Annotated in this window: 20 protein-coding genes; 10 read left to right on the top strand and 10 right to left on the bottom strand. The window is 64.8% G+C overall.

All coding sequences use genetic code 11. The features are described 5' to 3' along the window. The first annotated feature begins 24 nt into the window (after nucleotides 1-24). The 4 genes from K1X71_04280 to K1X71_04265 are packed head-to-tail and all read left to right on the top strand — an operon-like array spanning nucleotide 25 to nucleotide 3,979. A complete protein-coding gene (locus K1X71_04280) occupies nucleotides 25-1,791 on the top strand; it encodes a DUF885 domain-containing protein (protein ID MBX7072342.1) in 1,767 nt (588 codons plus the stop codon). A gap of 45 nt (nucleotides 1,792-1,836) precedes the next feature. After that, a complete protein-coding gene (locus K1X71_04275) occupies nucleotides 1,837-2,904 on the top strand; it encodes an AI-2E family transporter (GenBank protein ID MBX7072341.1) in 1,068 nt (355 codons plus the stop codon). Beyond that, entirely contained in the window at nucleotides 2,901-3,473 is a 573-nt protein-coding gene (locus tag K1X71_04270) for a hypothetical protein (GenBank protein MBX7072340.1), read from the top strand. The genes K1X71_04275 and K1X71_04270 overlap by 4 nt, the downstream gene beginning before the upstream one ends. Nucleotides 3,474-3,520: 47 nt before the next feature. Further along, entirely contained in the window at nucleotides 3,521-3,979 is a 459-nt protein-coding gene (locus tag K1X71_04265; GenBank protein MBX7072339.1) for a Dabb family protein, read from the top strand. A 758-nt stretch (nucleotides 3,980-4,737) separates the two neighbouring features. Here K1X71_04265 and K1X71_04260 read toward each other — a convergent pair. The 4 genes from K1X71_04260 to K1X71_04245 all read right to left on the bottom strand — a co-directional run bounded on the left by K1X71_04260 (nucleotide 4,738) and on the right by K1X71_04245 (nucleotide 9,361). Continuing rightward, nucleotides 4,738-5,301 (bottom strand): hypothetical protein, encoded by a 564-nt coding sequence (locus K1X71_04260; protein MBX7072338.1) that lies wholly within the window; start codon nucleotides 5,299-5,301, stop codon nucleotides 4,738-4,740. A 421-nt stretch (nucleotides 5,302-5,722) separates the two neighbouring features. Continuing rightward, nucleotides 5,723-7,234: a hypothetical protein gene (locus K1X71_04255; GenBank protein ID MBX7072337.1), complete on the bottom strand. Its 1,512-nt coding sequence runs from the start codon at nucleotides 7,232-7,234 to the stop codon at nucleotides 5,723-5,725. A gap of 319 nt (nucleotides 7,235-7,553) precedes the next feature. Further along, nucleotides 7,554-7,898, bottom strand: coding sequence for a DUF962 domain-containing protein (locus K1X71_04250; protein ID MBX7072336.1), 345 nt, complete (start codon nucleotides 7,896-7,898; stop codon nucleotides 7,554-7,556). Between the two features lie 131 nt (nucleotides 7,899-8,029). Then, a complete protein-coding gene (locus K1X71_04245; GenBank protein MBX7072335.1) occupies nucleotides 8,030-9,361 on the bottom strand; it encodes a hypothetical protein in 1,332 nt (443 codons plus the stop codon). Between the two features lie 172 nt (nucleotides 9,362-9,533). On the opposite strand from K1X71_04245, the gene K1X71_04240 reads away from it, so the two are divergent. The 3 genes from K1X71_04240 (at nucleotide 9,534) to K1X71_04230 (ending at nucleotide 14,848) form a co-directional block, all read left to right on the top strand. After that, nucleotides 9,534-12,818 carry a PSD1 and planctomycete cytochrome C domain-containing protein gene (locus tag K1X71_04240; GenBank protein MBX7072334.1) on the top strand — a complete coding sequence of 1,095 codons (3,285 nt, stop codon included), beginning with the start codon at nucleotides 9,534-9,536 and terminating at the stop codon, nucleotides 12,816-12,818. Between the two features lie 17 nt (nucleotides 12,819-12,835). Further along, a complete protein-coding gene (locus K1X71_04235; protein ID MBX7072333.1) occupies nucleotides 12,836-14,242 on the top strand; it encodes a DUF1501 domain-containing protein in 1,407 nt (468 codons plus the stop codon). A 72-nt stretch (nucleotides 14,243-14,314) separates the two neighbouring features. Continuing rightward, nucleotides 14,315-14,848, top strand: coding sequence for an NUDIX hydrolase (locus K1X71_04230; protein ID MBX7072332.1), 534 nt, complete (start codon nucleotides 14,315-14,317; stop codon nucleotides 14,846-14,848). A gap of 2 nt (nucleotides 14,849-14,850) precedes the next feature. Here K1X71_04230 and K1X71_04225 read toward each other — a convergent pair whose 3' ends face one another. From K1X71_04225 to K1X71_04200, 6 genes are all read right to left on the bottom strand, one after another. Beyond that, nucleotides 14,851-16,098: an A24 family peptidase gene (locus K1X71_04225; protein ID MBX7072331.1), complete on the bottom strand. Its 1,248-nt coding sequence runs from the start codon at nucleotides 16,096-16,098 to the stop codon at nucleotides 14,851-14,853. After that, nucleotides 16,095-16,649 (bottom strand): shikimate kinase, encoded by a 555-nt coding sequence (locus K1X71_04220; GenBank protein MBX7072330.1) that lies wholly within the window; start codon nucleotides 16,647-16,649, stop codon nucleotides 16,095-16,097. Before K1X71_04220 ends, K1X71_04225 begins: the two co-directional genes overlap by 4 nt. A gap of 27 nt (nucleotides 16,650-16,676) precedes the next feature. Beyond that, nucleotides 16,677-18,167 carry a shikimate dehydrogenase gene (aroE, locus tag K1X71_04215; GenBank protein ID MBX7072329.1) on the bottom strand — a complete coding sequence of 497 codons (1,491 nt, stop codon included), beginning with the start codon at nucleotides 18,165-18,167 and terminating at the stop codon, nucleotides 16,677-16,679. Between the two features lie 163 nt (nucleotides 18,168-18,330). After that, nucleotides 18,331-20,292, bottom strand: a complete 1,962-nt coding sequence (mutL, locus tag K1X71_04210) for a DNA mismatch repair endonuclease MutL (GenBank protein MBX7072328.1) — start codon at nucleotides 20,290-20,292, stop codon at nucleotides 18,331-18,333. Between the two features lie 37 nt (nucleotides 20,293-20,329). After that, complete coding sequence (locus tag K1X71_04205; protein ID MBX7072327.1) at nucleotides 20,330-21,760, bottom strand: sigma-54 dependent transcriptional regulator; 1,431 nt, start codon at nucleotides 21,758-21,760, stop codon at nucleotides 20,330-20,332. Nucleotides 21,761-21,840: 80 nt separating this feature from the next. Further along, nucleotides 21,841-22,569: a hypothetical protein gene (locus K1X71_04200; protein MBX7072326.1), complete on the bottom strand. Its 729-nt coding sequence runs from the start codon at nucleotides 22,567-22,569 to the stop codon at nucleotides 21,841-21,843. 139 nt (nucleotides 22,570-22,708) lie between these two features. Between K1X71_04200 and K1X71_04195 the strand changes: the two genes are divergently transcribed. The 3 genes from K1X71_04195 to K1X71_04185 are packed head-to-tail and all read left to right on the top strand — an operon-like array spanning nucleotide 22,709 to nucleotide 26,025. Next, a complete protein-coding gene (locus K1X71_04195) occupies nucleotides 22,709-23,887 on the top strand; it encodes an acetyl-CoA C-acetyltransferase (protein MBX7072325.1) in 1,179 nt (392 codons plus the stop codon). Between the two features lie 43 nt (nucleotides 23,888-23,930). Continuing rightward, entirely contained in the window at nucleotides 23,931-25,571 is a 1,641-nt protein-coding gene (locus K1X71_04190; GenBank protein MBX7072324.1) for a methylmalonyl-CoA mutase, read from the top strand. A 25-nt stretch (nucleotides 25,572-25,596) separates the two neighbouring features. After that, nucleotides 25,597-26,025, top strand: a complete 429-nt coding sequence (locus K1X71_04185; protein ID MBX7072323.1) for a cobalamin B12-binding domain-containing protein — start codon at nucleotides 25,597-25,599, stop codon at nucleotides 26,023-26,025. Nucleotides 26,026-26,047: the final 22 nt, after the last annotated feature.

Genomic DNA, 26,047 nt, shown 5'->3' with positions numbered 1-26,047 from the left:
GAATCGCTAGTTCAAGGAGGACGCATGCGCGCGCTGACCTGGTTATTGGTCTTGCTCATTTGCCCTGTCGCGTGGGCCGACGACGGCGCCGCCGCGCGCTTCAATGCCTTGGCCGATGAGGCCTGGCAATATCAGTTGCGCGAGAATCCTCTCTTCGCCACCTTCACCGGCGATCATCGCTACGACGCGCTGTTGCCGCAGGTCCGCCCGCAAGATTTCGAGCGCCGACTGGTCGCCAAGCGCGACTTCGCCACGCGCCTGAAATCGATCCCCCACGATCAGCTTTCCCCCGCCGATCGGCTGAACTACGAGATCTTCTCCCGCCTGCTCGGCGACCAGATCGCCGAACTCGAGTTCAAGTCGTACCTCATGCCCATTTCCGGCCGCTCGGGCTTTCACGTCGAGTTCCCCGAGTTGCCCCGCGAGCTCACGCTCGTCACCGTCCAAGACTACGAAAACTACATCGCCCGCCTCCGCGCCTTTCAGGTCTACGCCGGGCAAAACATCGAATTGATGCGCGCCGGCATCGCTGCCCAAATGACGCTGCCCGCCGATGTGCTGCGCGGTTACGCGCGGCCGGTCGAGGCGCAAATCGTTACCGACGCGGCGGCCAGCCCGCTCTTCACCCCCTTCAAGTCGTTTCCCGAGCAGATCAGCGTCGAGGATCAAGCGCGGCTCACCGCGGCCGGCCGCGCGGCCATCCTGGAGTCGGTCGTCCCCGGTTATCGCGACTTCCTCGCCTTCATGAGCGACGAGTACGTCCCCCACGCCCGCGAATCGATCGGCGCCTCGGGGCTCCCCAACGGTCGCGAATTCTATCGCCATCGTGTGCGGCACTTCGCCACGCTCGATATCACCCCCGAGCAAGTGCATGAGCAAGGCCTCTCCGAGGTGCGCCGCATCCGCGCCGAGATGGAGGCCATCGCCAGACAAACTGGTTTCGCGGGCGATCTGCCGGCCTTCATCGAGCATCTCCGTTCCGATCCCAAGTTCTACGCCACCAGCCGCGAGCAGTTGCTCAAGGAAGTGAGCTACGTCCTCAAGCGCATCGATGGCCAGCTTCCCAAACTGTTCGGCAAGTTGCCGCGCACCCCGTACGGCGTCCGCGAGGTGCCCGAGTATATCGCCTCGCAAACCACCACGGCCTATTACATGCCGCCAGCCGGCGACGGCACACGCGCCGGTTTCTACTATGTGAACACCTCCAACCTGCCCAGCCGGCCATTGTTCGAGATCGAGGCCCTGTCGCTGCACGAGGCTGTCCCCGGCCATCATCTGCAAATCGCCTTGCAACAAGAACTGACGGGCGTGCCGCCGTATCGGCGGTTCGCCGATTTCACCGCCTTCATCGAAGGTTGGGGGCTCTACGCGGAACGGCTCGGCCAGGAGATCGGCTGCTATCAAGACCCTTACAGCGACTTTGGCCGCCTCAGCTACGAGATGTGGCGCGCCTGTCGCCTGGTGGTCGATACCGGCATGCACTACCTCGGCTGGTCGCGGCAACAAGCTATCGATTTCATGGCCGCCAACTCCGCCCTCACCCAGCACAACATCGTCACCGAGGTCGATCGCTACATCGGTTGGCCCGGTCAGGCGGTGGCCTACAAGCTGGGCGAACTCAAGATCCGCGATCTGCGCCGCGCCGCCGAAACCGAGCTCGGCGCCGCCTTCGACGTGCGCGCCTTTCACGACGCGGTGCTGGCCGCTGGCGCCGTGCCGCTCGACGTGCTCGCCGCGCAAGTGAGAAATTACATCGACCAGGCCAAGACGGCCCCGCCCGCCTCCGATTAGAATGGCCGCCACGCCGCCGCTGGCCCAGGCCGATAGGAACCGCCGATGACCGTCTCGCAAGGTCGCTGGATCGCGCTGTTGGGCGTCACTGCAATGGCGCTCTACCTCTGCTGGCAAATCGTCCAGCCCTTCATCGATGTCATCCTCTGGGCCGTGGTGTTGGCCATCGTCGCCTATCCGCATCAGCGGCGCATGCTCCAGCGCGGCCATAGCCGCACGCTGGCGGCCACCGTCACCACACTAATGGTCGTGCTGGTGGTGCTCGTCCCCACCTTTCTGGTCGGCGTCGCCCTGATTCGCGAGGCGGCCAGCGCCAAACAATCGATGGCCGACCTCATGCAAGACGTGTGGAGCCCCGACTCCCGCCCCTATCAATTCATCAGCCAATACGTCGATCTGAGCGAACTGCACAATTCGCAAGAGGTCGCCAAACGCTTCAGCGACGTCATTGGCGTCGTCATTGCGCGATCGACCGGCGTGCTGGGCGGACTGTTTGGCTTCTTCATGGAAATCTTTTTCGTCCTCTTCACCCTGTTTTACATGCTGCGCGACGCCGATCGCATTGTCCCCGCATTGCAGCGCTTGCTCCCCATCTCGGCCGAGGAATCCAGCGCCATCTTCATGCGCGGTCGCGAGGTGATTTACGCCAGCTTCATGGGCGTGGTGCTGATCGCGGCCCTGCAAGGCGTCTTGGGGGGCGCGGCGTTCTGGCTCTTGGGACTCGAAGCCCCTATCTTGTGGGCCTTGGTCATGTTTCTCCTCGCCATGATCCCCTTCGGCGGCGCCTTTCTCGTCTGGGCGCCAGCCGCGCTGTGGCTCGGCGTCGATGGGCATCCCCTTAAGGCTGTCATCCTCCTGGTCTGGGGCCTGCTGGTGGTCGGCACGGTCGACAACGTGCTGCGCCCCCGCATCGTCGGCCAGCGCACCCAACTGCACGAATTGGTGATCTTCTTTTCCGTGCTCGGCGGCTTGCAGGTGTTTGGCATGCTCGGCCTGTTCGTTGGCCCGGCCGTGATCGCCATCACGCTGCTCTTGGTCGAGGTGTGTCGCCAGGCTAGCGTGACCGGCATTCCCTTCTCGCCGCCGACCGGCGAACCGAGGTCGCTCGCGTGACACGCCGCACCATTGCGCTGCTCGCACTTTGCGGCGTGCTGATCGCGGTCGCCTGGGTCGGCGCCATCTTTTGGGCGCTTCACCGCGCCAGCGACTCGCGGCACGAGTCGTTCCTTGCCCAACGAGAAACGTTGCTTCTCGGCCTGGCTGATCAGTTCGACCATCCTCCCGCCGGGCTCAAGCTGATCACTCCCAAACTCGAACGAGAAAATGTCCTCCAACCCGGCCGCGAAACCATCCTCGGCGCCCTCCATCTCGGGCACGAGTGGTTCCAGGTGACGAACGACTCGCGCGTGTGCGAAATTGACGACGCGGCGCTGGCGCGGCAATCGCCCGACGACCTGGCCCTCGCCCTCCTCGGACACTGCGAAGTCGCTTGTCGCCAGATGCCGATGACGGGGCATCTTTCCACTTCGTCGCTCGCCGGCGACGGCATCGTGCAGCAATCGGCCTGGAGCACGCACGACCACGATCTGGTCGTGCTGCTGCGCGTCGAAGTCGATGAACAGCCGAAGCAAGCTCGCCTCGAACGCTGGGTGGTTGAACACCGCCGCTTACGCCCCAAGTGATAAGAGCCTCGAACCAACCGAACCTCATTCCAACCGGAGACCATTCCATGTCGCGCCACATCCTGCCCTTGTTCGCCGCCCTGTCGCTTTTCGCCCTCGGCGTCACCGCCCCCTCGTTGGCCGACGACGATGCCACAAAGCCGTCCGCCAGCGCGCTCTTGGGCCACAATATCTTTTTCGCGCTCAAAGAGCCCACCCCCGAGAACAAAGCCGCGCTGATCGACGCCTGTAAAAAGCGACTCTCGCAACATCCCGGCATCGTCTTCTTCGCCGTCGGCGTGCGCGACGAGAACATCAACGGCGCGTTCAATGATCGCGATTACGACGTCGCCTTGCACATGATCTTCACCGGCCGCGACGCCTTGAAGAACTATGCCCGCACCGCCGACCATCAAAAGTTCATCGTCGAGACGACGCCGCTGCTCAAAGGCGTGCGCATCTTCGACTCCACGGTCGAACAGGTGAAAGTCGAGCAAGTGCAAATCGAATCCGCTGCCGAAAAATAGCCCGACTCACGCCGAGTGAGCCGATTTCAGCCTTCGCCCACGCGCAGCAGGGGGAGAAGGTGGCCGATAGGCCGGATGAGGGGGAACCCCTCTCCTGCTCACCTGCTCCACTTTTCTCCTGTTCTCACTTGTGCGCCGCTCGCCTCCGCCAGTGCGGCGCAACGCGCGAGCATCCAACCGTGTGAATGCATGCCATGCTCCACGGCGCAGCCGCACGCATGCCGAGCAACGAACGAGTCCATCTCAGCCTTCGCCCCCGCGCAGCGAAGCGCAGCAGGGGGAGAAGGTAGCCGCCAGGCCGGATACGGGGGAACCCCTCTCCTGCTCCACTGCTCACCTGCTCTCACTTGTGCGCCACTGGCTCAACTCAATGCTTGGAAGTCCGGCTTAATCGCAATCAACCAAGGATTTGTTGCGGGCGAACAACCCGTCAACGACGCGTAACTCGCCCCGATCCCACGACGCGATTTCCTTCGCACACATCGAAGATCGCACCGACCGCAAGTGCGTCGTACGAGAGTTGTGTTTCGTACATGAATTGGAGTGTTGCATAAGTACCCTCACCGGGTGCGATCAGCCGATCCGGGCCATCCACAAATTCTACTCCCAAGTACTCGCCGTCTCCGCCGTGGACTCGAAGGTGTGGCTTGTAATGACACTCCGCATCTTTGTTGAGCCACACGGAGGAGCGTCGGCCACCCTCGGCTGTTGACTTGAACACGATGTACACTTCCGCAAACCCCATCTTACTCGTTGCCTTAATCCGCAAGTCGCTCCCAATCGCTCGTGAGTGTTCCCTCCGCATAAAAACTTCCGCCAGACGAATTCCCGGTCTTCGTGTCCACGCGAAATGGAATCCAAGTGTCGCCCATTGGGTCGTATGCAAGCCCAGTCAATTCCTCACCAACAAGAGCGAGTTGATCAAATCCGTCCCATGAAAGTCGCTTCGTATGCCAACCCAACCCGCTGGGCCCAAATCGGGCAATCGCTAATCCTTGCATGCTGAAAAGCCATCCATTGGGATCTCGAACCTCAATCGCAGCGTCGATCGCCGGCAAAATGTACAAAGCGGCGCGTTTGACTGGATCGACGACCCACAGATCGCCCCTTGCGACGACCACAGCGTCGCGCTCGTTGGGATGAACACCAGCAAGGTTTATCCCACCGAGTCCCGGTCGAAAATTCCCTACCCAGCAAGAATCATCGTCCTTGAACTCCACAACCGTTCCTTCTCGACCAAACCGACCCCATTCCGTTGGAAACGGTGTGGCTTGCGGTCCGTACGCAGGTAGTCCCGGAAGGATTGTGACGGAGAGCGCCATGAATGAGGTCCAAAGCAAACCGTTGGTTGCTACCACCTCATTCTACACACAGGATTAAGCGCAAACGTGGTTGCAAATGCCGTTCAGAACTGGCGAGAAAGGCTGGGGGATACGAGCAACGAACGAGTCCATCTCAGCCTTCGCCCCCGCGCAGCGAAGCGCAGCCGCGGGAGAAGGTGGCCGATAGGCCGGATGAGGGGGAACCCCTCTCCTGCTCACCTGATCCACTTTTCTCCTGTTCTCACTTGTGCGCCACTGGCTTTGCCAGTGCGGCGCAGCGCGTGAGCATCCAACCGTGTGAATGCGCGCCATGCTCCACGGCGCAGCCGCACGTATGCCGAGCAACGAACGAGTCCATCTCAGCCTTCGCCCCCGCGCTAGCCGCGGGAGAAGGTGGCCGACAGGCCGGATAAGGGGGCCTTCACTCTTCCACGAGAGTTTCGTCTTGAACTTCTTCCCGTGCCCCGACTTTGATCCTGCGAAGGCGATCAGCCGCCTCCACGGTCAACGGCCACACCAGATCAAGATGTCTCATCCCATCCTCTGCCCTCGCTGCCAGCGGATCGTTGTCGCCAGTCGGTCCCACGCTCCACAACAAGCCATGTTTTTGCGAATAGCGAAATGGTTCGCCGCTGAATGGATCGTCCGGCAATTCCAGAGTTGTCGCCGATCGAACTTGTTCCAACCGCTCGGGCAGATCGTCATGCTCTCGTCGATGAATCTGCAATGCCAGCGCCGCGCGCGTGGCCGCGTCGCGCGTCAATGCGACGGTATATGCCTGTCGCGAACCCCAAATCATGTTCGCTTTCGCCAGCAGGCAACCCACCGGGTTCTTCACGTCGCGCAATCGCACACGCGCCGCGGCGACCGCTTCGTCGCTCAACTCCTTCAGCTTTCTCTGTTGCTCTTCAGCGTCAGAAAACGAGTTGCCAAAGGTCAAAACTTCTGGCCACGCGGCAACGCGCGCGGTGATCTCCTCGCCAACATCCCGCCGCCGACGTGCCCAGGTAGTATCCAAATCGGCGAGAAAGTCGGCCCGCGCTTGGCTCGTGAGTCGGATCGTTTCGTTCAGGTCGAACGGGCAGGGATGTTCCGCCAATAATTCGTTCAATCTCCGACGTTGCAGCGCCAATTGAGCTTCGTCGGGGCCAAGAAATCCCGCGTCCTCGTTCTCCAACAGCCGATCGATCAATTCGGCAAGGTTCTTGCTGCCGCCATATTCCGCCAACCAAGATAGCTCGAAGTAGCAGTACTCCACCTGCAAAGAAACGGCCAGCGAACGCCGCAGGTCGAACGGCCCTGCCACGGCCGACAACATTTGGCGCAGTTCGACCACCGAGGTCGCTGCCGCCAATGCCAATTGGCATAGGTAAGTTAGGCCGTCAGCTCGAAGTACCGAGCCAATCAACCAGTGAACCAGATATCCCTCGCCGGCGCACATGCGCTCGCCGACCCGCAAGACGTCGATCATCTGCTCCAAGCCTTCCTCGCGATCGCCATCGACGATCTGACGCAGCGCGTCGAGTCGCTTGGCGCGGACTGCTTTTCGCAGTTGGATCAACTGCATCTGGTCACTCAACCCGAGGTCGACCTGCAACTGAACTCGCTTGCGCGCCAGCCCACGATCGAGCGCATCGAGCACGGCCGCATTCTTGTACAGCCAAAGGCGAGTCTCTTTGCCCAACGCGCCAGTCGGAAACTCGCCTCGATTTGCAAAATCTACCGCCGCATCATAGATTTCGTCGCCCGCGACCGATGGCTGCGGCTTTTTCCACTCCTCCCACCCATTCAAGGTCGGGTCGAGCGGCGCGCGACGATAGCGCATCGCCGGATGAATCTGATCCCAGTAGCGATCCAATATCTCGTCGAGAGTCGGTTTGGCCTCCGCCGTCGGCGATTGCTCGCTCGTCGGTTCCGTGGCTCTGCAAGACAAGGCGCGGAATCCCGCCAGCGCTCCCGGCGCGAGCAAACTCTGACCCAAAAACGCGCGTCGTGTGGTCCGGCCCCGCATGGCGATTGTCCAGAAATAGCAGGAAGGATTTTGGTAGCGTCTGGCTTTACTTCGATTCTAGCCAACGCGCCGCCCCGCCGCTTGGGCCGATATCCGCCTTCGCCCCCCCGCGATCAGTCGCCTTTCTTCTTGCTTTCTTCTCCTCCGCGTCTCTGCGACTCAGCGGTTCCTTCTTCCTTCCTCGCGCCTTCGCGCACCTGGCCACTCTCTCTGGCCACTGCACCCTTCTTCCCCCGGGCAGTCAAATCCGATCCGGCAGCGCCATCGCCCGCTCGATCTCCGGACGCATCCGCCCTGTCAGCATCAGCCACCACATCTTCCAATCCCCCATCAGCGACCACAACGGATACTTGAACGTGGCCGGGCGGTTCTTTTCGATCAGAAAATGTCCAAACCAGGCGAAGCCATACCCCACAATCGGCAGCGTCAGCAACAACCAGTAGTTGTTGGAATAGATCACCAGGCCAACCAAGGCCAACACCAGCGTGCTGCCGATGAAGTGCGTCGCCCGGCAGCCCGGCTGACTATGCTCGCGCACATAATAGGGCCAAAACTGCTCAAAACTCTGAATCTCTGGTTTCGACATGACAACCTCGGCGCCTTGCGATGGACTAGGGATCGCGCCGCCCGATTGTCGACCGAGCGGCTCTGGGTGACGACTCGCGCCGCATTATACGGTATCCCCCGCGCCCAACTCCATCGCCGCGCGCGAACCCGTCACGGCGACTGCGGATTAGGCGGCGTGCGGTTTTCCAGCGCCTTCACCAGCCCGGCCGTGACCAACTCGGCCAGCGCAGCGCATCCCTTTTCGTTCAGATGCACATCGTCAAAAAAGTAGTCTCGCTGGCCATTGAGTTGCGCGGCGGCGTCGATCAACGGCACGCCCGTATCCTGACATACTTGCCAAAGCTGTTGGTTGTATTGGTCCATCGCGTCCAGCGCGCTCGGCACGCTCAACACCCCTGGTTCGGCCTTGCGGTCGTCGGTGCGCGCGTAACATAGCTTTTGCATGGTGGCTGGCAACATCGGGTCGTCCCACAACACCGGTTGCGACACCAACACCAGCGGCTTGCCGCGCTCGGCGCACAGCGCCGCGATCTCCCGCAGTCGCGCCGCATAGGCGCGCGCCGCCGCGGCCGGATGCTCGACATCTCCCACCGGCGCCAGTCGTCGCCGGAAGTTCACAATCTCGCGCCCCTCCAGATCGAAGGTCGGGTTGTGCTTGAGCCGCGCCTTCCACACCACGCGCGCCAGTTCGGCCATTGCCGTTCGCAACCAAAACGGCGGTCGGCCATAGTCGCACGGATGTCCATAAACAAATCGCAGCAAGTCCGCCGCGCCAACTAGCGCCACCACGCAGTCGACCCGGTTCAGCCAATCGGAGTTCTGCAACAAAAACAAATGCTGCGCGCTGCCGTAGGTGGCGTGTCCCGCGTTGCCCACCCACACCTCGCGCCCCAGCGATGGACTCAATTGCTTCTCGACCAAGGCCGGCCAGCTTTCGCTGTCGTCCAGATACAAACACTCCGTCGTCTCGGCCCCCACGCACAAAATTCGGTAAGCCGGCGCGGGCGGCATCTCGCGCCCCCGCACTCCTTGCGAGTTGATCGCCGTGCGCGCGTCGCCGCTCACGCCGGAAAAGACCGACGAATCCGGCTTCAATACAAATTGTCCCGGCGATCGCAAATGAAAGCCCGCCGGCGGAAATTGAAACCGCACCCAAATCTCGCCGGCCACTAGCGCCACCATCGTGGCGCCGCTCCAGAGCCACAGTTGCGGCGCTCGCTGGCGATACCACCCCCGGCCGCGTCGGCTGATCATCAGGGCCGCGCTGGCTATTGCGAAGAGCGCGGCCGCCACCGCGATCGCGCCAAATCCGCGGTCCATCGACAAACGCCAACCCGCCGACCAGGCAATCGCCGAGTCGAGAATCAGCGCCAGTGGCAAAAAATTCAGCCCCAACCAGCCAACCAGCGCGCTCCGGCCGCCGCGAGCGGCCGCGCGCCGACCGGTGGCGGCAAGGGGCGGAGGGGATGCAAGCTGAGCCATAAAGTTCTCGCAGCGGCCAACAATTCGGCCAAGCGCGGGCGCCAAGCGGATGGAGAACAGGCGCTGACCGCTGGCGGCGCAGGCGCCGCGCGCTTTCGGGTCGCGCGTCCACTAGATTATAATTGCCAGACGGATCGACTGTCACTTTCCCCTTGGTGAGCGTCGCGCGCTGATGATCCAACTGACGTTCGCATTGGGACTGCTGCTGGCCGCGCTCGCGGCGCCGCAAGCTGCGCACGGACAGGAAAAGGTCGATCCCGCGTCCGCCGATTTCTTTGAGCGTGACATTCGCCCGCTGTTGATCGCGCGCTGCTTCGAATGTCACGGCCCCGACGGTTCGGACGAAACCACCCTGCGGCTCGATAGTCGAGACGCCATGCTCCAAGGGGGCGATCGCGGCCCCGCCATCGACTTGGATCGGCCCGAAGCCAGTTTGCTGCTGCGCGCGGTGCGCGGCGACGATGCCGATCTGAAAATGCCGCCTGACAATCCACTGTCGGCCGCGGAGGTCGCCGCCTTGCAATCGTGGCTGGCGGCCGGCGCCCCCTTTCCAAAGGCTGTCGATGGCGTGATCTCCATGCGTCGCCCCTGGTCGTTTGCGCCCTTGGCCGCGAAGGCGCCCGGCAAGAAGATCGACGATTACATCCGCGAAAAGCTGGAACAGGCTGGCTTGCAACCCGCGCCCCGCGCGGACAAGCACGCCTTACTTCGCCGCGCCACCTACGACCTGACCGGCCTGCCCCCTACGGAGTCGGAAATTCAAGTCTTCCTCACCGACGATTCGCCCGACGCATTTGCTCGCGTCGTCGATCGGCTGTTGGTCAGTCCCGCCTATGGCGAGCGCTGGGGTCGCCATTGGCTCGACATCGTCCGCTACTCCGATACCAGCGGCATCGATCACGACCTGGATAAGCCTCACGTCTATCGTTTTCGCGACTACATCATCGCCGCCCACAACGAAGATCTGCCGCTCAATCAACTCATCCGCGAACATCTGGCGGGCGACCTGATGCCCCCGCGCCTCTCGCTGCAAGGCGACTATCGCGCCTCGCCGCTCGGCACAGCCTTCCCCTGGTTTCATGAAGTGCTCGCCCTGCCGTTCGACCTGCCGGCCGCCCGCGCCCAGGCCGCCGCCGAGTTGGAAAATCAGCTCGATGTCTTCGGCCGCGCCTTCCTCGGCATGACCCTGGGTTGCGCTCGCTGCCACGACCACAAGTTCGATCCCATCTCCACCGAAGATTACTACGCCTTGGGCGGCTTTTTCACCAGCGCCACCAATCAGGTGGCCTGCCTCGACACGCCCCAGCAAGCAGAACGCATCGAACAACAAAGAATCGAGCTGGCGCAAATCGACCGGCAACGGCGTGAACTGCTTGCGCGGGACGACGCCCAGCGGCAAATCCACGCGGCGCGGTTGGCCGAGGGGCGCCGCGTGGCCGACTATCTCCTGGCCACGCGCCAGGTGCTCAACCGACCCACCGAGCAGCCGCTCGAAGTCGCCGTCGCCTCCGTCGCCAGCAGCGCCTCCTTGCCAGAGCAAAAGCTCGAGCGCTGGGCGCGCGCGGTCGAATCGGCCTTGGAACGGCGCGATCCGGTGCTCACCATCTGGCGGCGGATTGCCCATTGCTCACCAGCGGCGTTCGCCAGTCGCGCCCGCACCCGTGCCCGTCAGAGCGCCGCCGACTTGGCGGCCGCCCCGCGACCTTTCGAAGTGTTCGCCGATTTTGAGCAGGAAGGTTACGGCGCCTGGACCCCGGTGGGACCAGCCTTTGGCTCGACTCCCACCGTCATCGATGGCGCCATTGGCCACGGGCCGCAGGGCCAGCATTTGGCCAGCAGCTTTCGATCGGCCAAAGCGTTGCAGGGCCGTCTGGTCAGCCCCCGCTTTCAGATCAACGACAAACCCCGCTACCTCTGCTTCTGGCTGGCTGGCGGAGCGACGCCATTTCACACCTGCGTCAACCTGATCGTCCATAGCCAGATGTTTCCCCAACTCCCATTTTGGTCGGTCACTGGCGACGGCAGCGACGATTTCCGCCTGGCGGTGTTCGACCTGCAACTCTTCAAGGATCGTGAGGCCTTCATCGAGATCGTCGACGAAGCGACCGACGGCTACGTGATGGCCGATCACTTCTTCTTCACCGACGAGGCGCCCGCCGACGATGTGGTGTATTGCAACCCGCGCACCATCGAGGCGCTCGCCGGCTGCGCCAGCGCAGAGCAACTAGCGCAGCGCTACCAGGCGCTAGTGCTCGAATCGCTGGCCCAGTGCGATCCCGCCGCCACGGTCCTGGTCGACGACGAGTCGTCGCGGCAATGGAAGTGGTGGTGCCTCCGCCCCCATTCGCTGCTGGTCGATCACAGCGAGGCCGAGGCGCTCGTCGCCGCCGACGGTTCTAACCCATTCGCCGATCTGGCCGCGGCGACCCAGCGACTGGAAAGCAAGTTTCCCGCCACCACGCTGGCCCTGGTCAGCGCCGATTGGCGCCCGCACGATGCGCAGGTGCAGCACCGCGGAGACCCCGAGCAGCTAGGCGACACAGTGCGCCGCGGCGCGCCCGCCGCCCTCCTCGACTGGCAATTGCCCGCCAGTGTCCCAGGCAGCGGCCGCTTGGAACTGGCGCGCCAGTTGTTCTCCGATCAAAACGCGCTCACCGCCCGCGTCCTGGCCAACCGCGTGTGGGCAAAGCATCTGGGACGCGGCATCGTCCCCACGGTCGACAACTTTGGCAACCGTGGCGAGCCGCCGTCGCATCCGGAACTGTTGGATTACCTGGCGCACGAGTTGATCAACTCGGGCTGGTCGCTCAAGCACTTGCATCGCCTCATCCTCGCGTCCGACGCCTATCAACGATCGACGCAGGCCGATCCCGCGGCCGAAGCCGTCGATCCGCAAAACGTCTTGCTTCACCGGGCCAACGTCCGCCGGCTAGACGCCGAGGCGCTGCGCGACTCCATTCTCACCCTCGCCGGAACGCTCGACCCCACCATGTACGGCCCCAGCGTCGCCGGCGAAGAAGTCCCCGTGGAAGAAGCGGGCTCGCCGCCATCAATCGACTCGACCGGCCGCCGCAGCATCTACTTGCAAGTGACGCGCAACGCCATCTCGCCGCTGCTCGAGGCGTTCGATTTTCCACGCGAGACCATGACCATCGGCCAGCGCCGCGTTTCCATCGCGCCGCAACAAGCCTTGGTGATGATGAATAGCCTGTTCGTCGCCAAGCAGGTGGAACTGTGGGCAAAATCGTTGCAAGTCGGGGCGGGCGACCTGCCCACCAAGCTACGCGAAATGTACCTGCGCGCCGCCGGACGCCCGCCACTGGAGCATGAAGAGCGCGCCATGCTCGACTTTCTGCAAGGCGCGCCCGGCGATTCCGCCGCTCAGCCCAGCGCCGAAGATTGGCGCGCCGCGTGCCATGTGCTGCTTAACTCCAACGCCTTCTTGTTTCTCAACTGAACTCGCTCGCTCACACCATGAACCCGCGCTGGCCTAACTACCCGATATCTCGACGACTGCTATTAGAGCGCTGCGCCAACGGGTTTGGCGCCCTGGCTCTCGCCGGTCTGGCGGGCTGTCAGGACGAGTCGCCGCTGGCGCCCGCCGCCACGGCGCCGCGCGCCAAGGCGAAGAGCGTGATCTTTCTGTTCATGGAAGGCGGGCCATCGCAGATGGACACCTTCGACCCCAAACCGCGGCTAGCGGTCGACAACGGTCGCCCCTGTCCGATCGCCGCGCCCATCCGCGTCGCCCGCGAAAAGATTCTCAAGTCCCCCTTCAAATTCGCCAAATATGGTCAGTGCGGCGCCGACGTCAGCGAGCTCTTCCCGCACGTCGCCCAGCATGTCGACCAGATCGCCTTCGTCCGCTCGATGGTCGCCGACTTCTCCGATCATCCCACCGCCAACTACTTTCTCAGCACCGGCACGCCGCTCCGCGGCCGGCCCAGCATGGGCTCGTGGATCGCCTACGGACTCGGCATCGAGAGCCAGGAACTGCCCGGCTACGTCGTGCTCAGCGGCGGCCGTGACCCCGAAGGGGGCCGCGATTGCCTGGGCGCCGGTTTCATGCCCGCCAAATACCAGGCCACCATCCTGCAAAATCGCGAGCCGGCGCTGCCGTTCTTGCAGCCCTACGAATCCCCCGAAGCGCAGCGGCGCAAACTCGCGCTGCTCCGCCGGTTGGATGCCCCTCCCGCGCCGGCTGCGCCCGAGGATCAGCAGTTCGAGGCCATGCTCGCCAATTACGAGTTGGCCTTCCGCATGCAAACCTCGCTCCCCGACGCGCTCGACATCCGCTCCGAGTCGCAAGCCATTCGCGCGCTCTACGGCATCGACGACGAACAGACCCGCCAGTTCGGCACGCAATGCCTGCAAGCCCGCAAACTGGTCGAACGCGGAGTCCGCTTTGTGCAACTGCTGCCAGCGCCCCCCGCCGGCGCCGAAAAGTGGGACCAGCACTTCAACCTGCAAGCGCATCATAGCGCCAATGCGCTGCGCGTCGATCGGCCCATCGCCGGCCTATTGGCCGACCTGCAAGCGCGGGGATTGCTCGACCAAACCATTGTGCTCTGGGGGGGCGAGTTCGGCCGCACCCCCACCGGCGAGACCAGTAGCCGCACTCAGGCCGTGGGACGCGATCACAATCGCCACGGTTTCACCATGTGGCTCGCCGGCGGCGGCGTGCGCCCTGGCCTCATCTACGGCGCCACCGACGAGTACGGCGTCGAGGCCATCGACTCCCCCACCACGGTCCACGATCTGCACGCCACCATCTTGCATTTGTTGGGCATCGACCACACCCAGTTAACCTACCGCAACGCCGGGCGCGATTACCGCCTCACCGATGTCTACGGCCATGTCGTTCACGACTTGATCGCGTAGCCCCCGCCCGCCGCGGCCAGCGACCGGGTCGCGCCGCCTTCCTCCAACTTCCGCACCTCCGAAAGGCCGCGCATGACACCACCCGACAAGCCGCAAATCCTCTACGAGGGAAAATTCCTCCGCCTCGTCAAACGTGGCCGCTGGGAATACGCCGAGCGCCCCGGCATCCCCGGCGCCGTCGCCATCATCGCCGTCACCGACGCCGGCGAACTGGTGCTGGTCGAACAACCACGCATCCCGCTCGACTGTCACACCATCGAACTGCCGGCTGGGCTGGCCGGCGACGAGGCCGGTCGTGAGCACGAAGATTTCGCCGAAACCGCCCGCCGCGAACTGCTGGAAGAAACCGGCTTTGCCGCCCGCGAGGTGACGCTCTTGGCCCACGGCGCCACGTCGGCCGGGCTGACCAGCGAAGCGGTCACCCTCTTTCGCGCCACCGGACTGACGCGCGTCAATGCCGGCGGCGGCCACGAGGGAGAGTCGATCGTGGTGCATCTGGTCCCACTGGCCGATGTGCCGCGCTGGCTCGACCAGCAACAGCGCGCCGGCCGCGTGATCGATCTCAAGATCTTCGCCGCGCTCTATTTCGCGGCGCAAGCGAGCTAACCTCACCGGTCAATGACCCAGTGCCACGCGCGGAGCATCGCCCCCATCAGCAGCACCATCACCAAGAGCGCCGCGGGCACAATCCAGCCCAGTACGAAGATCTCGCGCCCCACCTCCCAAAAGCTCGGCCAGCGCAGCACGATGGTCGCCGCCGCCAGACACAAAAATGGCCCGTAGGGTATCTCCGGGTCGCGCCGCAGCACCCACTGCGCCAGCCCCAGCGCCAATCCAAAGAACGGCGCCACAAAGAACACCATGAGGCCCGCCTGCCAGCCCACAAACGCCCCAATCATCGACATTAGCGTCACGTCGCCAAACCCCAGCGCCTCGCGACCAATGCTCGAGCCCGCCACCACCCGCACCAGCCACGTGAACCCCCCCGTCGCCGCCACGCCAACCAGCGCGCTCAGTAGCGCCTGCCAGCGGGCATCGCCTGCCAGGCGCCACGCCAGGCCAATGCCGATCGTGCCCAATAGCCCCAGCGCCAAAATCGTCCGCGTCACCTGCTCGCGCGCCAGCCGCAGCCAAAAGATCGCCAGCGCAAGAGACAATCCGCGGCGCGTCCGCCATACCCGCGGCAACAGTCCCAGACACCAGATCCAAAAGCAGCCCAGCGCCATCACCAATGAAAGCAGATTCGGATACGCCGCTAGCTCCGCCGGCCACCCGCGCGGACTGGCCGCCGTCACCAATCGCACGCTCAATAATTTTCCGTCCGCCACCACTTCCGGCAGCAGCGACATCGGCAGCGCCGTCGCCAGCGCCAGGCCCAGCAGCGTGCCGGGCACGGTCACCGTGTCGGGGATGATCTTGTCGTCCAGGTCGACCAGCGAGGCGATCATCATCAGCGCCAAGAGCAGCACATGGCCCGCGTACTGCGCGTGCAACATCGTCAATAGCGCCATGTTCGGCGCGCCCTGCCACAGCGGCACAAGACCCAACCGCGCCGTCTCGTGCCAATACAACGCGGGCAGCGCCAGCGTCAGCCCGAGTTCCACCAACAGCGGCCGCACCCAAAACGCCCCGCCGTGCCGCGCGCTCTCGTGCCGCCGCCACATCCAACCCCACACCGGCAGATAGTGCCGTCGGCGGCGCCCCGCCGCCGCGTCGGCCCGATGCCACGGACTGAGAAACGTCGGCTCCCAGCGGATGCGATCGACCACCCAATTGACCAGTGCACCCAGCGCCGCCCCGCACAGGGCCAACAGCAACATCCGCGCCAAAAGCGGCATGGCCAGAATCGCGTTCACTGCGGTTCTCCAGGGCCACTAGCAAGCTGCAAGCGCGCGATGATCTCGGCCGCCAACTCTCCCGCGTCGCGGTCGGCGCCCGCGGCGTCGGCGGTTTCCACCTCCAGGTTGGCGCATTGCCGATACAACGGCTCGCGCTGCGCCAATAGCCGCGCAATCTCGTCGCGCCCCCCTTGCGCGGTCAGGTTGGGCCGGCGCTGCGCCGTGGTCGCGTCGATCGCGATGCGCCGCGCCAGCGCATCGATCGGCGCCTTCAGCCAGATCACCTTGCCCATCGCCGCCAGTAGCCGCCGATTCTCCTCGCGCAGCACCACGCCCCCGCCCGCGGCGATCACCGTCTGGTCGCGCTCCGCCAATCGCTGGAGCGTGGCCGCCTCGAACTCGCGAAACCGCGCCTCTCCCCCGGCCTCGAAGATCGCCTTGATCGAAGCCCCCGCCGCCAACTCAATCTCCACGTCGGCGTCTACCCAGTTCCAGCCCAACGCCAGCGCCAACCGCTGCGCCACCAGCGTCTTGCCGGCGCCGCGATAGCCGATCAGCACCAGGTTCATGCGCGCCGCCCAGAAGAAAAGTGAAAGCTACGCGTAACGCACCGGGTCGATCGCGCGGCGCAGCGTCTCGCGCATCACGCCGGTCGGCGCCTCCCGACCGGTGAACAGTTGAAACTGAATCGCCGCCTGGCGGATGAACATATCGACCCCCGTCACCACCTTGCAACTGCGGCTCCGCGCCTCCTTCACCAGCACGGTGCTCTCCGGGTTGTACACCGTGTCGAACACCACCATCGAGGGACGCAGGTGATGTTTGTCGTACGGCGTGTCGTCCACGTTGGGGTGCATGCCGACCGGGGTGCAGTTGATCAAGATGTCGGCGTCGATGCCGTGCCGCTGGCCCCATTCAATGGCCCGGCACTGAAAGGCCGTCGCCAGTTGCTCGGCCCGCTTGCCGGTGCGGTTGGCGATCACCACGTTGGCGCCGCGGCGCTTGAGTCCATAGGCGATCGCCCGCGCCGCCCCGCCGGCGCCCAATAGCAGCGTGGTCTTCCCTTCCACGGGGCTTTGCTCCCCCCGCGACCCGCCCATCGCGTCTTCCAGGCTCTCCATCGCCGCGCGGTAATCGGTGTTGTAGGCTGTCGCCTCGGGGCCGTTGAACACCACCGTGTTCGCCGCCCCGAGCCCCCGCACCGCGCCGTCGATCTTGGCCACCTTGCGCACGATCGTCTCTTTGTGCGGAATCGTCACGCTCAACCCCCGAATATCCAAACTCGGCGCGTTCGCCAAAAACGGCGCCAGGTCGTCGGGCGGCACTCGAAACGGCACATACACCTTGTTCAGTCCCAATTGCTTGAAGGCCGCGTTGTGCACCAGCGGACTATAGCTGTGCCCCACCGGGTCGCCGATCACGCCATACACGTCGGTCTCGGCGTTGATGTCGTCGTAGTGATAGATGCGGGTCATCTGCTCGTAGCTCAACTGTCCCGGCGCCAGCGCCCGCTCGTGGTGAAACGTGGCGTAGGTGAAGGGCGAGCCGAATTTGGCCGCCAAGATGCGCGAGCAGGCGCCAATATCCCCCATGCACAACCCCACCGTTGGCTTGGCGCTGGAACGCACCAGCGACAACATGCGGATGTTGTCTTGCGGATGGTTGGCCAGCGTGGCGATCTTCACGATATCGGCGTCCAATCCGGCCAGCCGCGCGTGCAACCCCGCCAGGTCGTCGGGCGTCTTGCGAAAATCATGAACGCTGACCACCCGCTTGGTCTTGCCATACCGCGGAATGCTGGCGGCGACATCGTCCTCCAGGTCGACATACTCGGCGCCCTCGACAATCGCGCTGCGCAAGAGCAACTGCCGCTCTTCCTCGCTGCCGGCGTGCTTGCCGCCGTCCCGCTCTCGGCGGCAGGTCACGATCACCGGACCCGGCCGGTCGGTCAATATCCGCCGCACGTTCACCGGGCCGTTGATGTAGTCCAGCCGCAACTCGACCAGGGGGGCCCCCTGCTCGACCAAATGCTTGTGCTCGGCGATCAAGTGCCGGTGTCTTCCCCGGCCAATGCTGACGCAAATCATGGCAATGCTGTAGGGCGGGCCGGGACCAGGCCGGCCGCGGCGGATAAAAGTTCTTTAGAATCGTACTATCCTAACCGCCTTGCGCCGCAAATAAGAGGCGGTCCGCGCGAAACGCGCCAATTGATCCCCCGTCAGAACCAATTCTGCCCGAAAACCGCGCCACTCACGTCCGCTTGAACTGCTTGTCCAGTTCCTCACGGGTAAAGACCAGTTCCGTGGGGCGGCCGTGTGGGCAGTGGTGCGTGTTGCGCACCGCGCCGCGCTGCGCCAAGAGCGCCGAGATCTCGTCCGGCGTCAGCCGGTCTCCCGCCTTCACCGCCGCCTTGCAGGCGATCGAGTGCAGCAGGTGATTGAGCAGATCGCGGCGGTCGGGCGCGCGGTTGCCCCCCGACAATTGCTCCACAATCCCCCGCAAGATTTCGCCCGGCCGAATGTTGGCCAACATCGCCGGATAGCTCGATACCAGCACCGTCCCCCCGCCGAATGGCTCGACCTGAATGCCCAGCCGCGCCAAGGTCTCGCGCTCTTCCAGCACCACCGCCGCCTCGGCCGTCGTCAGATCAACCGGTTCCGGCACCAGCAGCGTCTGCGACTCAAGTTGTCCCGCCTCCACCTTGTCGCAAAGCTGCTCATACAAAATCCGCTCATGCAGCGCGTGCTGGTCGATGACCACCACCCCCTCGTCGCTCTCCGCTACAAGATAGCGGTTATGAATCTGCAGCGCGCCCGCCGCGCGCACCTCGGCCGCGCCCGCCGTCATCGCCCGGGCCGCTTCGCTCCCCAGCGCGGCCCGCTGCGGCGCGGGGAACGACTCCAACGGCGACGCCTCGCCCTCCGCGGCGCGCTGAGCAAAGTTGGGCTCCGCGCTATCGGCGCCACCAGCCGGCCAGGCGCGTTCCAAGCGAGTCAGTTCCAGCGGCCCCCGCTCCGCCGGCAGGTTCCACGGGTCGATCAATTCGGACGCTGGCCGCGCGTCGGGCCCCTGCTTCCAAGCCGTCATCTGCTCCTTTGCCCAACTCACCATCTCCTGCCGCGCCTGCTGCGCGTGCGCCAGTCGCTCCGCCCCGCCGCTCGCGGGCGCATGATGCGCGGCGTCGTAGCGCGCCGTCGGCGCCGCGTGAATGTTGGTCGTCAGGTCGGTCGTCAGGAACTTCGTTCGCAGCGTGCTCAGCAATTGGCTGTACAGCCGACCCCCGTCCTGAAAGCGCACTTCCAGCTTGGTGGGATGCACATTCACGTCCACCAGTTCGGGCGGCAACTCGATTCGCAAGAACGACACCGGATAACGCCCCGTCATCATCAGCCCGCGATACGCCTCTCCCAGCGCGTGCTGCAGCGACCGATCGCGAATGAAGCGACCGTTGAGAAACAGATATTGCATCTTCTGGTTGCTGCGACTCTCGCTCGGATGCGCGGCGTAGCCGTGCAGTCGAATCGCCTCGTCCTGGCTCTCCACCCAAATGAGTTGCTCCGCCAGTTCGCCGCCAAACAGCCGCTCGATGCGGCTCGACCAGGGACTCGCCGGCGGCAAATCATGCACCTCGCGCTCGTTGTGCCGCAGCGTGAAGTGCACGTGCGGATGCGCCAGCGCCACTCGCGTGACCGCCTCTGCGATGTGCCCCATCTCGGTCTGCGTCGAGCGCAAAAACTTTCGCCGCACCGGCGTGTTGAAGAACAGGTCGGCCACCTCCATCGTCGTGCCGGTGGGGCAACCGCACGGTTCGACGCCGCGGCCGAGGCCGCCCTGCACCTCCAATTGCGCGCCGGCCGCCGTGTCGCTGGTGCGGCTGCGGATCGTCAACCGGCTCACCTCGGCGATCGACGCCAACGCCTCGCCCCGAAACCCCAGCGTCCCAATCCGAAACAGATCGTCGGCGTCCGCGATCTTGCTCGTGGCGTGGCTCGCCACCGCCAGCGGCAAATCGTCGGGCTCGATCCCATGCCCGTTGTCGACGATGCGGATCAGCTCCGTCCCCCCTTTGACCACCGACACATCGACGCGCGTGGCGCCGGCGTCGAGCGCGTTCTCCATCAACTCCTTGACGACGCTCGCGGGCCGCTCGACCACCTCCCCTGCGGCGATCTTGTTGACCACGCTCGGCGATAATTGGCGAATCTTGCCCAAGGCGAATCCGTTCCTCTGGGATGAGGCCGCCCCTAGCCTACAGTTGATACTCTTTAATCTTGCGGTACAGCGTCCGCTCGCCAATGCCCAACAGTTTAGCAGCCTCCTCGCGATTACCCCCCGCAAAGCGCAGCGTCTCGGCGATGAACAACCGCTCCAGGTCTTCCAGCGGCTTGCCCACCATGCCCGCCAGGCTGGTTGGCGGCGCGTCGCTCGGCGCCTCCTCCGCGCCCGATAGCTCTGGCGGCAGATCGTCGAGGTCGAGCACGCCGTCGTAATCGACCACCACCATGCTCTCCACCACGTTGCGCAACTGCCGCACGTTGCCCGGCCAGTCGTACGCCATCAGCACGCGCCGCGCCGCGGTCGACATGCTATTGACCGTCTTGCCGTGCCGCGCCGCGAACTGCTTGATGAAGTGCTCGATCAACAGCGGAATATCTTGCGCGCGATCGGCCAGCTTCGGCAGGTAGATCGTCACCACTTTCAGTCGATAGTACAAATCGCGCCGAAACGTCCCCGCCGCGATCGCCTCTTCCAGGTTGCGGTTGGTCGCCGACAAGATGCGCACGTTCACCTGGATCGGCTCGTTCGACCCGACCCGCGTGATCTCGTTGTTCTCCAGCACCCGCAGCAGTTTGATCTGCGTGGCCAGCGGCATGTCGCCCACTTCGTCCAAAAAAAGCGTGCCGCCGTTGGCGTACTCGAACTTGCCAATCCGGTCGGCAGAGGCGTCGGTGAACGCCCCCCGCACATGCCCGAACAGCTCGCTCTCCAAGATGTTCTCGCTCAATGCCGCGCAGTTCAGCGCCACGAACGGCTTGTTCTTGCGTGGGCTGTTCTGGTGGATCGCCTGCGCCACCAGTTCCTTGCCCGTCCCCGTCTCCCCCTGAATCAATACGCTCGCGTTGTTCGGCGCGATCCGCTTCAAGCGGTCGATCACGTCGTGCATCTGTGGGCTCGACCCCACCACTCCCTCAAAGCCAAACTTCTCGTCGAGCCGGCGGTTCAGATCGGCGTTCTGCTGCCGCAGCCGCAGCGACTCGCTCGCCCGCTCCACCACTGCGCGCAATTGCTTCAGGTCGAGCGGCTTCTCCAGGTAGTTGAAGGCCCCCTGCTGCACCGCCTGCACTGCCGACGGCACCGAGCCATGCCCCGTCACCATAATCACCTCGGCGTCGGGCAGCGACTCTTTGGCCCGCCGCAAGATTTCCAGCCCGTCCAAGTCGTTCATCACCAGATCGGTGATCACAACGTCGAACTCGCCTTGTTCGATCTGCTTGGCGCCCGCCGCGCCGCTCGTCGCCACCGTGCAATCGTAGCCGCTGCGCGACAAACTCTCGGCCACCGCCTCGGCATGCGCGGGCTCGTTGTCCACAATCAACACGCGCGCCGCGGCCGTCTGCGGCACAGCGGCGGCCGTGCCGGCGGCGCGAGATTCATGGTTCGTTGCGGCGGCGCGAGACATCTCGCCGATGATACCCCAGCCGCCACACCCTCACCAGCGGCGCAACCTCTCACGCGCGCAGCCCCGCGCCATAGCGGCGTTTAGGCGCTACTCCCCGCGATCGCCTCCCAAAGCTCGGGCACCCCCTGCCCGCTCGCGCCAATCGTGCTCAAGACCGGCGGCAATTCTTTGTTCGCCGACAGCGACAGCGCCGAGGTCAGTTGCTGCCGCACCCGATCGGCGCCCGGCAAGTCCGACTTGTTCACCACGATCAAATCGGCCACCTCGATCAGCCCCGCCTTCTCCCATTGCACTTCATCGCCCGTGTGCGGAGTGACCAATAGCGCCAACTTGTCCACCACCTGCCGCGCGGCCACCTGGTCCTGTCCCACGCCGACGGTCTCGACCAATATCACGTCAAAGCCAAACGCCTTGAGCCACTGGACGCACACCCCCACCGCGTCGGAAAGCCCTCCCGTCGCGCCGCGCGTCGAGAGACTGCGAAAAAACACCCCATCGTCCGCCGGATCGAGTCGCATGCGAATGCGGTCCCCCAACAGCGCGCCCCCCGTCACCGGGCTCTGCGGATCGCTGGCCAGCACCGCCACGCTCAGGCCTTGACTGCGGATATGCTCGACCAGCGCGGCGACCAATGTGCTCTTGCCCGCCCCGCCGCTGCCAGTCAGTCCCACCACCAACTGGCGCTTGCCGTGCGGAACCTGTGGCGCGGGCGGCGCCGTGCCTATCTCGGCCAGCGACAAAAGCTCAGCCAGCGCGCGGCGATCGTGCAGGGCGAAGTCGGTCAACAATTGCTCGGCGGTGCGGCGCATGGCTCGGATGATACTCGCGCCCGGCCCCGGTCACAACGAACCGCCCCGCGCGTCGCGCGCCCTCACTTTAGCGCCGCCCGCGGAGTGACTAAGATATAGTGTTTGCTCCCACCACCTTGCGCACCAAGGCTCACCCCGCATGTCTAGCGCCTACATCATCGCCGGCTGCCGCACCCCCATCGGCAAGTTTCAAGGAGGACTGTCCTCCCTCCCCGCCACCAAACTAGGCGCCATTGCCGTCGCCGAGGCCGTTCGTCGCAGCGGGCTATCCCCGGAGCTCGTTCAAGAAGTCATCCTCGGCAACATCCTGAGCGCGGGACTCGGTCAGGCCCCCGCGCGGCAGGCCGCGCTCGGCGCGGGGCTACCCCCCAGCGTCGCCGCGCTCACCATCAACAAGATGTGCGGTTCCGGCCTTAAGGCTGTCATGCTCGCCGATCAGGTCATCCGCGCCGGCGATGCCGAAGTCATCGTCGCCGGTGGCATGGAGAGCATGAGCCGCGCGCCGCACCTCATCATGGGCGCCCGCGAAGGTTGGAAGTTCGGCCATCAGCAAGTGCTTGACTCGATGATCCACGACGGTCTGTGGTGCGCCATCGAAGACATGGCCATGGGCGCCGAGGCCGACTACATCGCCGCCAGTCGCGGCGTCAGCCGACAAGATCAAGACGCCTTCTCCGTCGAGAGCCATCGCCGCGCCGCCGCCGCGATCGACTCCAAACAATTCGACGCCGAGATCGTCCCCGTCGTCATCGCCAATCGCAAAGGAGACGTCACCATCCACCGCGACGAGGGGCCGCGCGCGGACACCTCGCTCGCCGGCCTCGCCAAGCTGCGCCCCGCCTTCGGCGCCGATGGCACGGTGACCGCGGGCAACGCCTCGCAGTTGAGCGATGGCGCCGCCGCCGTCGTGGTCGTAAGCGAGCGCGTCGCCAGCCAGGTTAATTCACCCATCAAAGCCCGCATCATCGCCTGCGCCACCAGCGGCGTCCCGGCCAAAGAAATCTTCATCGCCCCCGTCAGCGCCATGCAGCAGGCGCTCTCCAAGGCGGGCATGACCCTGGCCGACATCGATCTGGTGGAACTGAACGAGGCCTTCGCTGCCCAATGCCTGGCCTGCATGCGTCCGCTCGACCTCTGTGCCGACAAGACCAACATCCACGGCGGCGCGGTCGCGCTCGGCCACCCCATCGGCGCCAGCGGCGCCCGTGTGCTGGTCACGCTACTGCACGCGCTGGCCGCGCGCGGCGCCAAGCGCGGCCTGGCCTCGCTCTGCCTCGGCGGCGGCAATGCCGTCGCCATGATCGTCGAACGCGTGTAACCACCACTCCACCGCCCTGCGAAATCTCACGAGCGACTTTGACATGGCGATCGGATCAAAAACCAGCCCCTACGAAGCGTGGCGCGCGGCGCTGGCCCAAAGCGCCGAGCGCGACACCAGTCTCACCACCGTCAGCGGCCGACCGATCGAGCCCCTCTACTACCCGGCCGAGCCCAGCGACGAGTTCGAGTCACAGGTCGGTTGGCCTGGCCAATATCCCTTCACCCGCGGCGTCCACGCCAATCTCTATCGCGGGCGGCTCTGGACCATGCGCCAGTTCGCCGGCTTCGGCACGCCAGAAGAAACCAACGACCGCTTCAAGTTCCTTCTGGAAAAAGGTCAAAACGGCCTCAGCACCGCCTTCGATCTGCCCACCCTCATGGGACTCGACAGCGATCACCCCATGTCGCGCGGCGAGGTGGGCCGGCTGGGCGTGGCGGTCGACTCCATCCGCGACATGCAGCGGCTCTTTCAAGACATCGATCTGGGCCGCGTCTCCGTCTCCATGACGATCAACGCCCCGGCCTGCATCATCCTGGCCTACTATCTGGTCACCGCCGAGCGGCAAGGCGTGCCGTGGCCCAAGCTGCGCGGCACCATTCAAAACGACATTCTCAAAGAGTATCACGCGCAAAACGAATACGTCTTTCCGCCGTGCCCTAGCGTCGGACTGGTGATCGACACCATCCAGTACTGCGCCCAGCACGCGCCGCAGTTCAATCCCGTCTCGATCAGCGGCTATCACATCCGCGAGGCGGGCGCCACCGCCGCCGAAGAACTCGCCTTCACCCTCGCCGACGGCTTCCACTACGTCGAGCAAACCATCGAGCGCGGGCTAGCCGTCGACGACTTCGCCCCGCGCCTGTCGTTCTTCTTCAACGCCCACAACGACTTCCTCGAAGAAATTGCCAAGTACCGCGCCGCCCGCCGTATCTGGGCCCGCCACCTCCGCGAGCGCTACGGCGCGCAAAACCCCAAAAGCTGGATGCTCCGCTTCCACGCCCAAACCTCCGGCGTCAGCCTGCAAGCGCAGCAGCCAGAGGTCAACGTCGTCCGCGTCGCCTATCAAGCCCTGGCCGCGGTGCTCGGCGGTTGCCAATCGCTGCACACCAACAGCCGCGACGAGGTCCTCTCGCTCCCCACCGAGGAGGCGGTGACCATCGCCCTGCGCACCCAGCAGGTGCTCGCCTACGAAACCGGCGTCGCCAACTCGGTCGATCCGCTCGGCGGCAGCTACGCCGTCGAGGCGCTCACCGCCGAACTGGAAGCAGAGGCCGAGGCCATCTTCGCCGAGATCGAACGCCAAGGCGGCATGATCGCCGCCATCGAAAATGGCTACTTCCGCCGCCGCATCGCCGATAGCGCCTTCCTCTATCAACGCGAGGTCGACGCCGGTCGCAAGCTGGTCGTCGGCGTCAACGCCTTCACCGAACAAGGCGGCAAGATTCCCATTCTGGAAATCCATCCCGAAATCGAGCAGCGGCAAAACGCCAATCTCGCTCGCCTCAAAACCGAGCGCGACGCCGCCGCCGTCAGCCGCGCGCTAGACGAGGTCCGCGCCGCCGCTCGCCGGCAAGACAACATCATGCCGTCGCTGTTGGAGGCCGCTCGGCAAGACGCCACCGTCGGCGAACTGGTCCGCGCCCTGGCCGACGCGCTTGGCCGCTACAATCCCGCCATCTAATCGCTCAACACCCCTAGGCCGTGCCATGCCCGCCCCTGCCGCCGCCAAATCCGCCCGCCCCGCGCGTCCGATTCGCGTGGTCCTCGCCAAGATCGGACTCGATGGCCACGACCGCGGCGTGCAGGTGATCGCCCGCGCCCTGCGCGACGCTGGCATGGAGGTCATCTACACCGGCCTCTGGCAAAGCCCCGAGGCGGTGGTCCGCGCCGTCGAGGAAGAAGACGCCGATGTCCTCGGCATCAGCCTCCTCTCTGGCGCCCACATGGTCCTCATGCCGTCGCTCATGGCCGATCTGCGCCAGCGTGGGCTGGACCATGTGCAGGTCATCCTCGGCGGCATCATCCCTGAAGAAGACCTCCCCGCGCTCGCCGCGCTCGGCGTGGCCAAGGTCTTCACCCCCGGCGCGTCGCTCACCGACGTCGCCGCGTTCGTGGCATCCGCCGTTCGCGGGTAACGCCTGCCGCCGCTGCGGCGCC

This window comes from Pirellulales bacterium, assembly GCA_019694455.1.
Classification (GTDB): domain Bacteria; phylum Planctomycetota; class Planctomycetia; order Pirellulales; family JAEUIK01; genus JAIBBY01.
Note: the sequence above shows the minus strand (reverse complement) of the source record. Positions and strands in the feature narration are given on the sequence as shown.

Excerpts from the sequence above, each read along its gene's own strand:
- K1X71_04200 (MBX7072326.1), bottom strand. The coding sequence starts at position 22,569 with ATGCGCCGCACCGCCGAGCAATTGTTGACCGACTTCGCCCTGCACGAT.
- K1X71_04280 (MBX7072342.1), top strand. The coding sequence starts at position 25 with ATGCGCGCGCTGACCTGGTTATTGGTCTTGCTCATTTGCCCTGTCGCG.
- K1X71_04265 (MBX7072339.1), top strand. The coding sequence starts at position 3,521 with ATGTCGCGCCACATCCTGCCCTTGTTCGCCGCCCTGTCGCTTTTCGCC.
- aroE (MBX7072329.1), bottom strand. The coding sequence starts at position 18,167 with ATGATTTGCGTCAGCATTGGCCGGGGAAGACACCGGCACTTGATCGCC.
- K1X71_04250 (MBX7072336.1), bottom strand. The coding sequence starts at position 7,898 with ATGTCGAAACCAGAGATTCAGAGTTTTGAGCAGTTTTGGCCCTATTAT.
- K1X71_04195 (MBX7072325.1), top strand. The coding sequence starts at position 22,709 with ATGTCTAGCGCCTACATCATCGCCGGCTGCCGCACCCCCATCGGCAAG.
- K1X71_04205 (MBX7072327.1), bottom strand. The coding sequence starts at position 21,760 with ATGTCTCGCGCCGCCGCAACGAACCATGAATCTCGCGCCGCCGGCACG.
- K1X71_04190 (MBX7072324.1), top strand. The coding sequence starts at position 23,931 with ATGGCGATCGGATCAAAAACCAGCCCCTACGAAGCGTGGCGCGCGGCG.
- K1X71_04185 (MBX7072323.1), top strand. The coding sequence starts at position 25,597 with ATGCCCGCCCCTGCCGCCGCCAAATCCGCCCGCCCCGCGCGTCCGATT.
- K1X71_04260 (MBX7072338.1), bottom strand. The coding sequence starts at position 5,301 with ATGGCGCTCTCCGTCACAATCCTTCCGGGACTACCTGCGTACGGACCG.
- K1X71_04245 (MBX7072335.1), bottom strand. The coding sequence starts at position 9,361 with ATGGCTCAGCTTGCATCCCCTCCGCCCCTTGCCGCCACCGGTCGGCGC.
- K1X71_04235 (MBX7072333.1), top strand. The coding sequence starts at position 12,836 with ATGAACCCGCGCTGGCCTAACTACCCGATATCTCGACGACTGCTATTA.
- K1X71_04220 (MBX7072330.1), bottom strand. The coding sequence starts at position 16,649 with ATGAACCTGGTGCTGATCGGCTATCGCGGCGCCGGCAAGACGCTGGTG.
- K1X71_04230 (MBX7072332.1), top strand. The coding sequence starts at position 14,315 with ATGACACCACCCGACAAGCCGCAAATCCTCTACGAGGGAAAATTCCTC.
- K1X71_04275 (MBX7072341.1), top strand. The coding sequence starts at position 1,837 with ATGACCGTCTCGCAAGGTCGCTGGATCGCGCTGTTGGGCGTCACTGCA.
- K1X71_04240 (MBX7072334.1), top strand. The coding sequence starts at position 9,534 with ATGATCCAACTGACGTTCGCATTGGGACTGCTGCTGGCCGCGCTCGCG.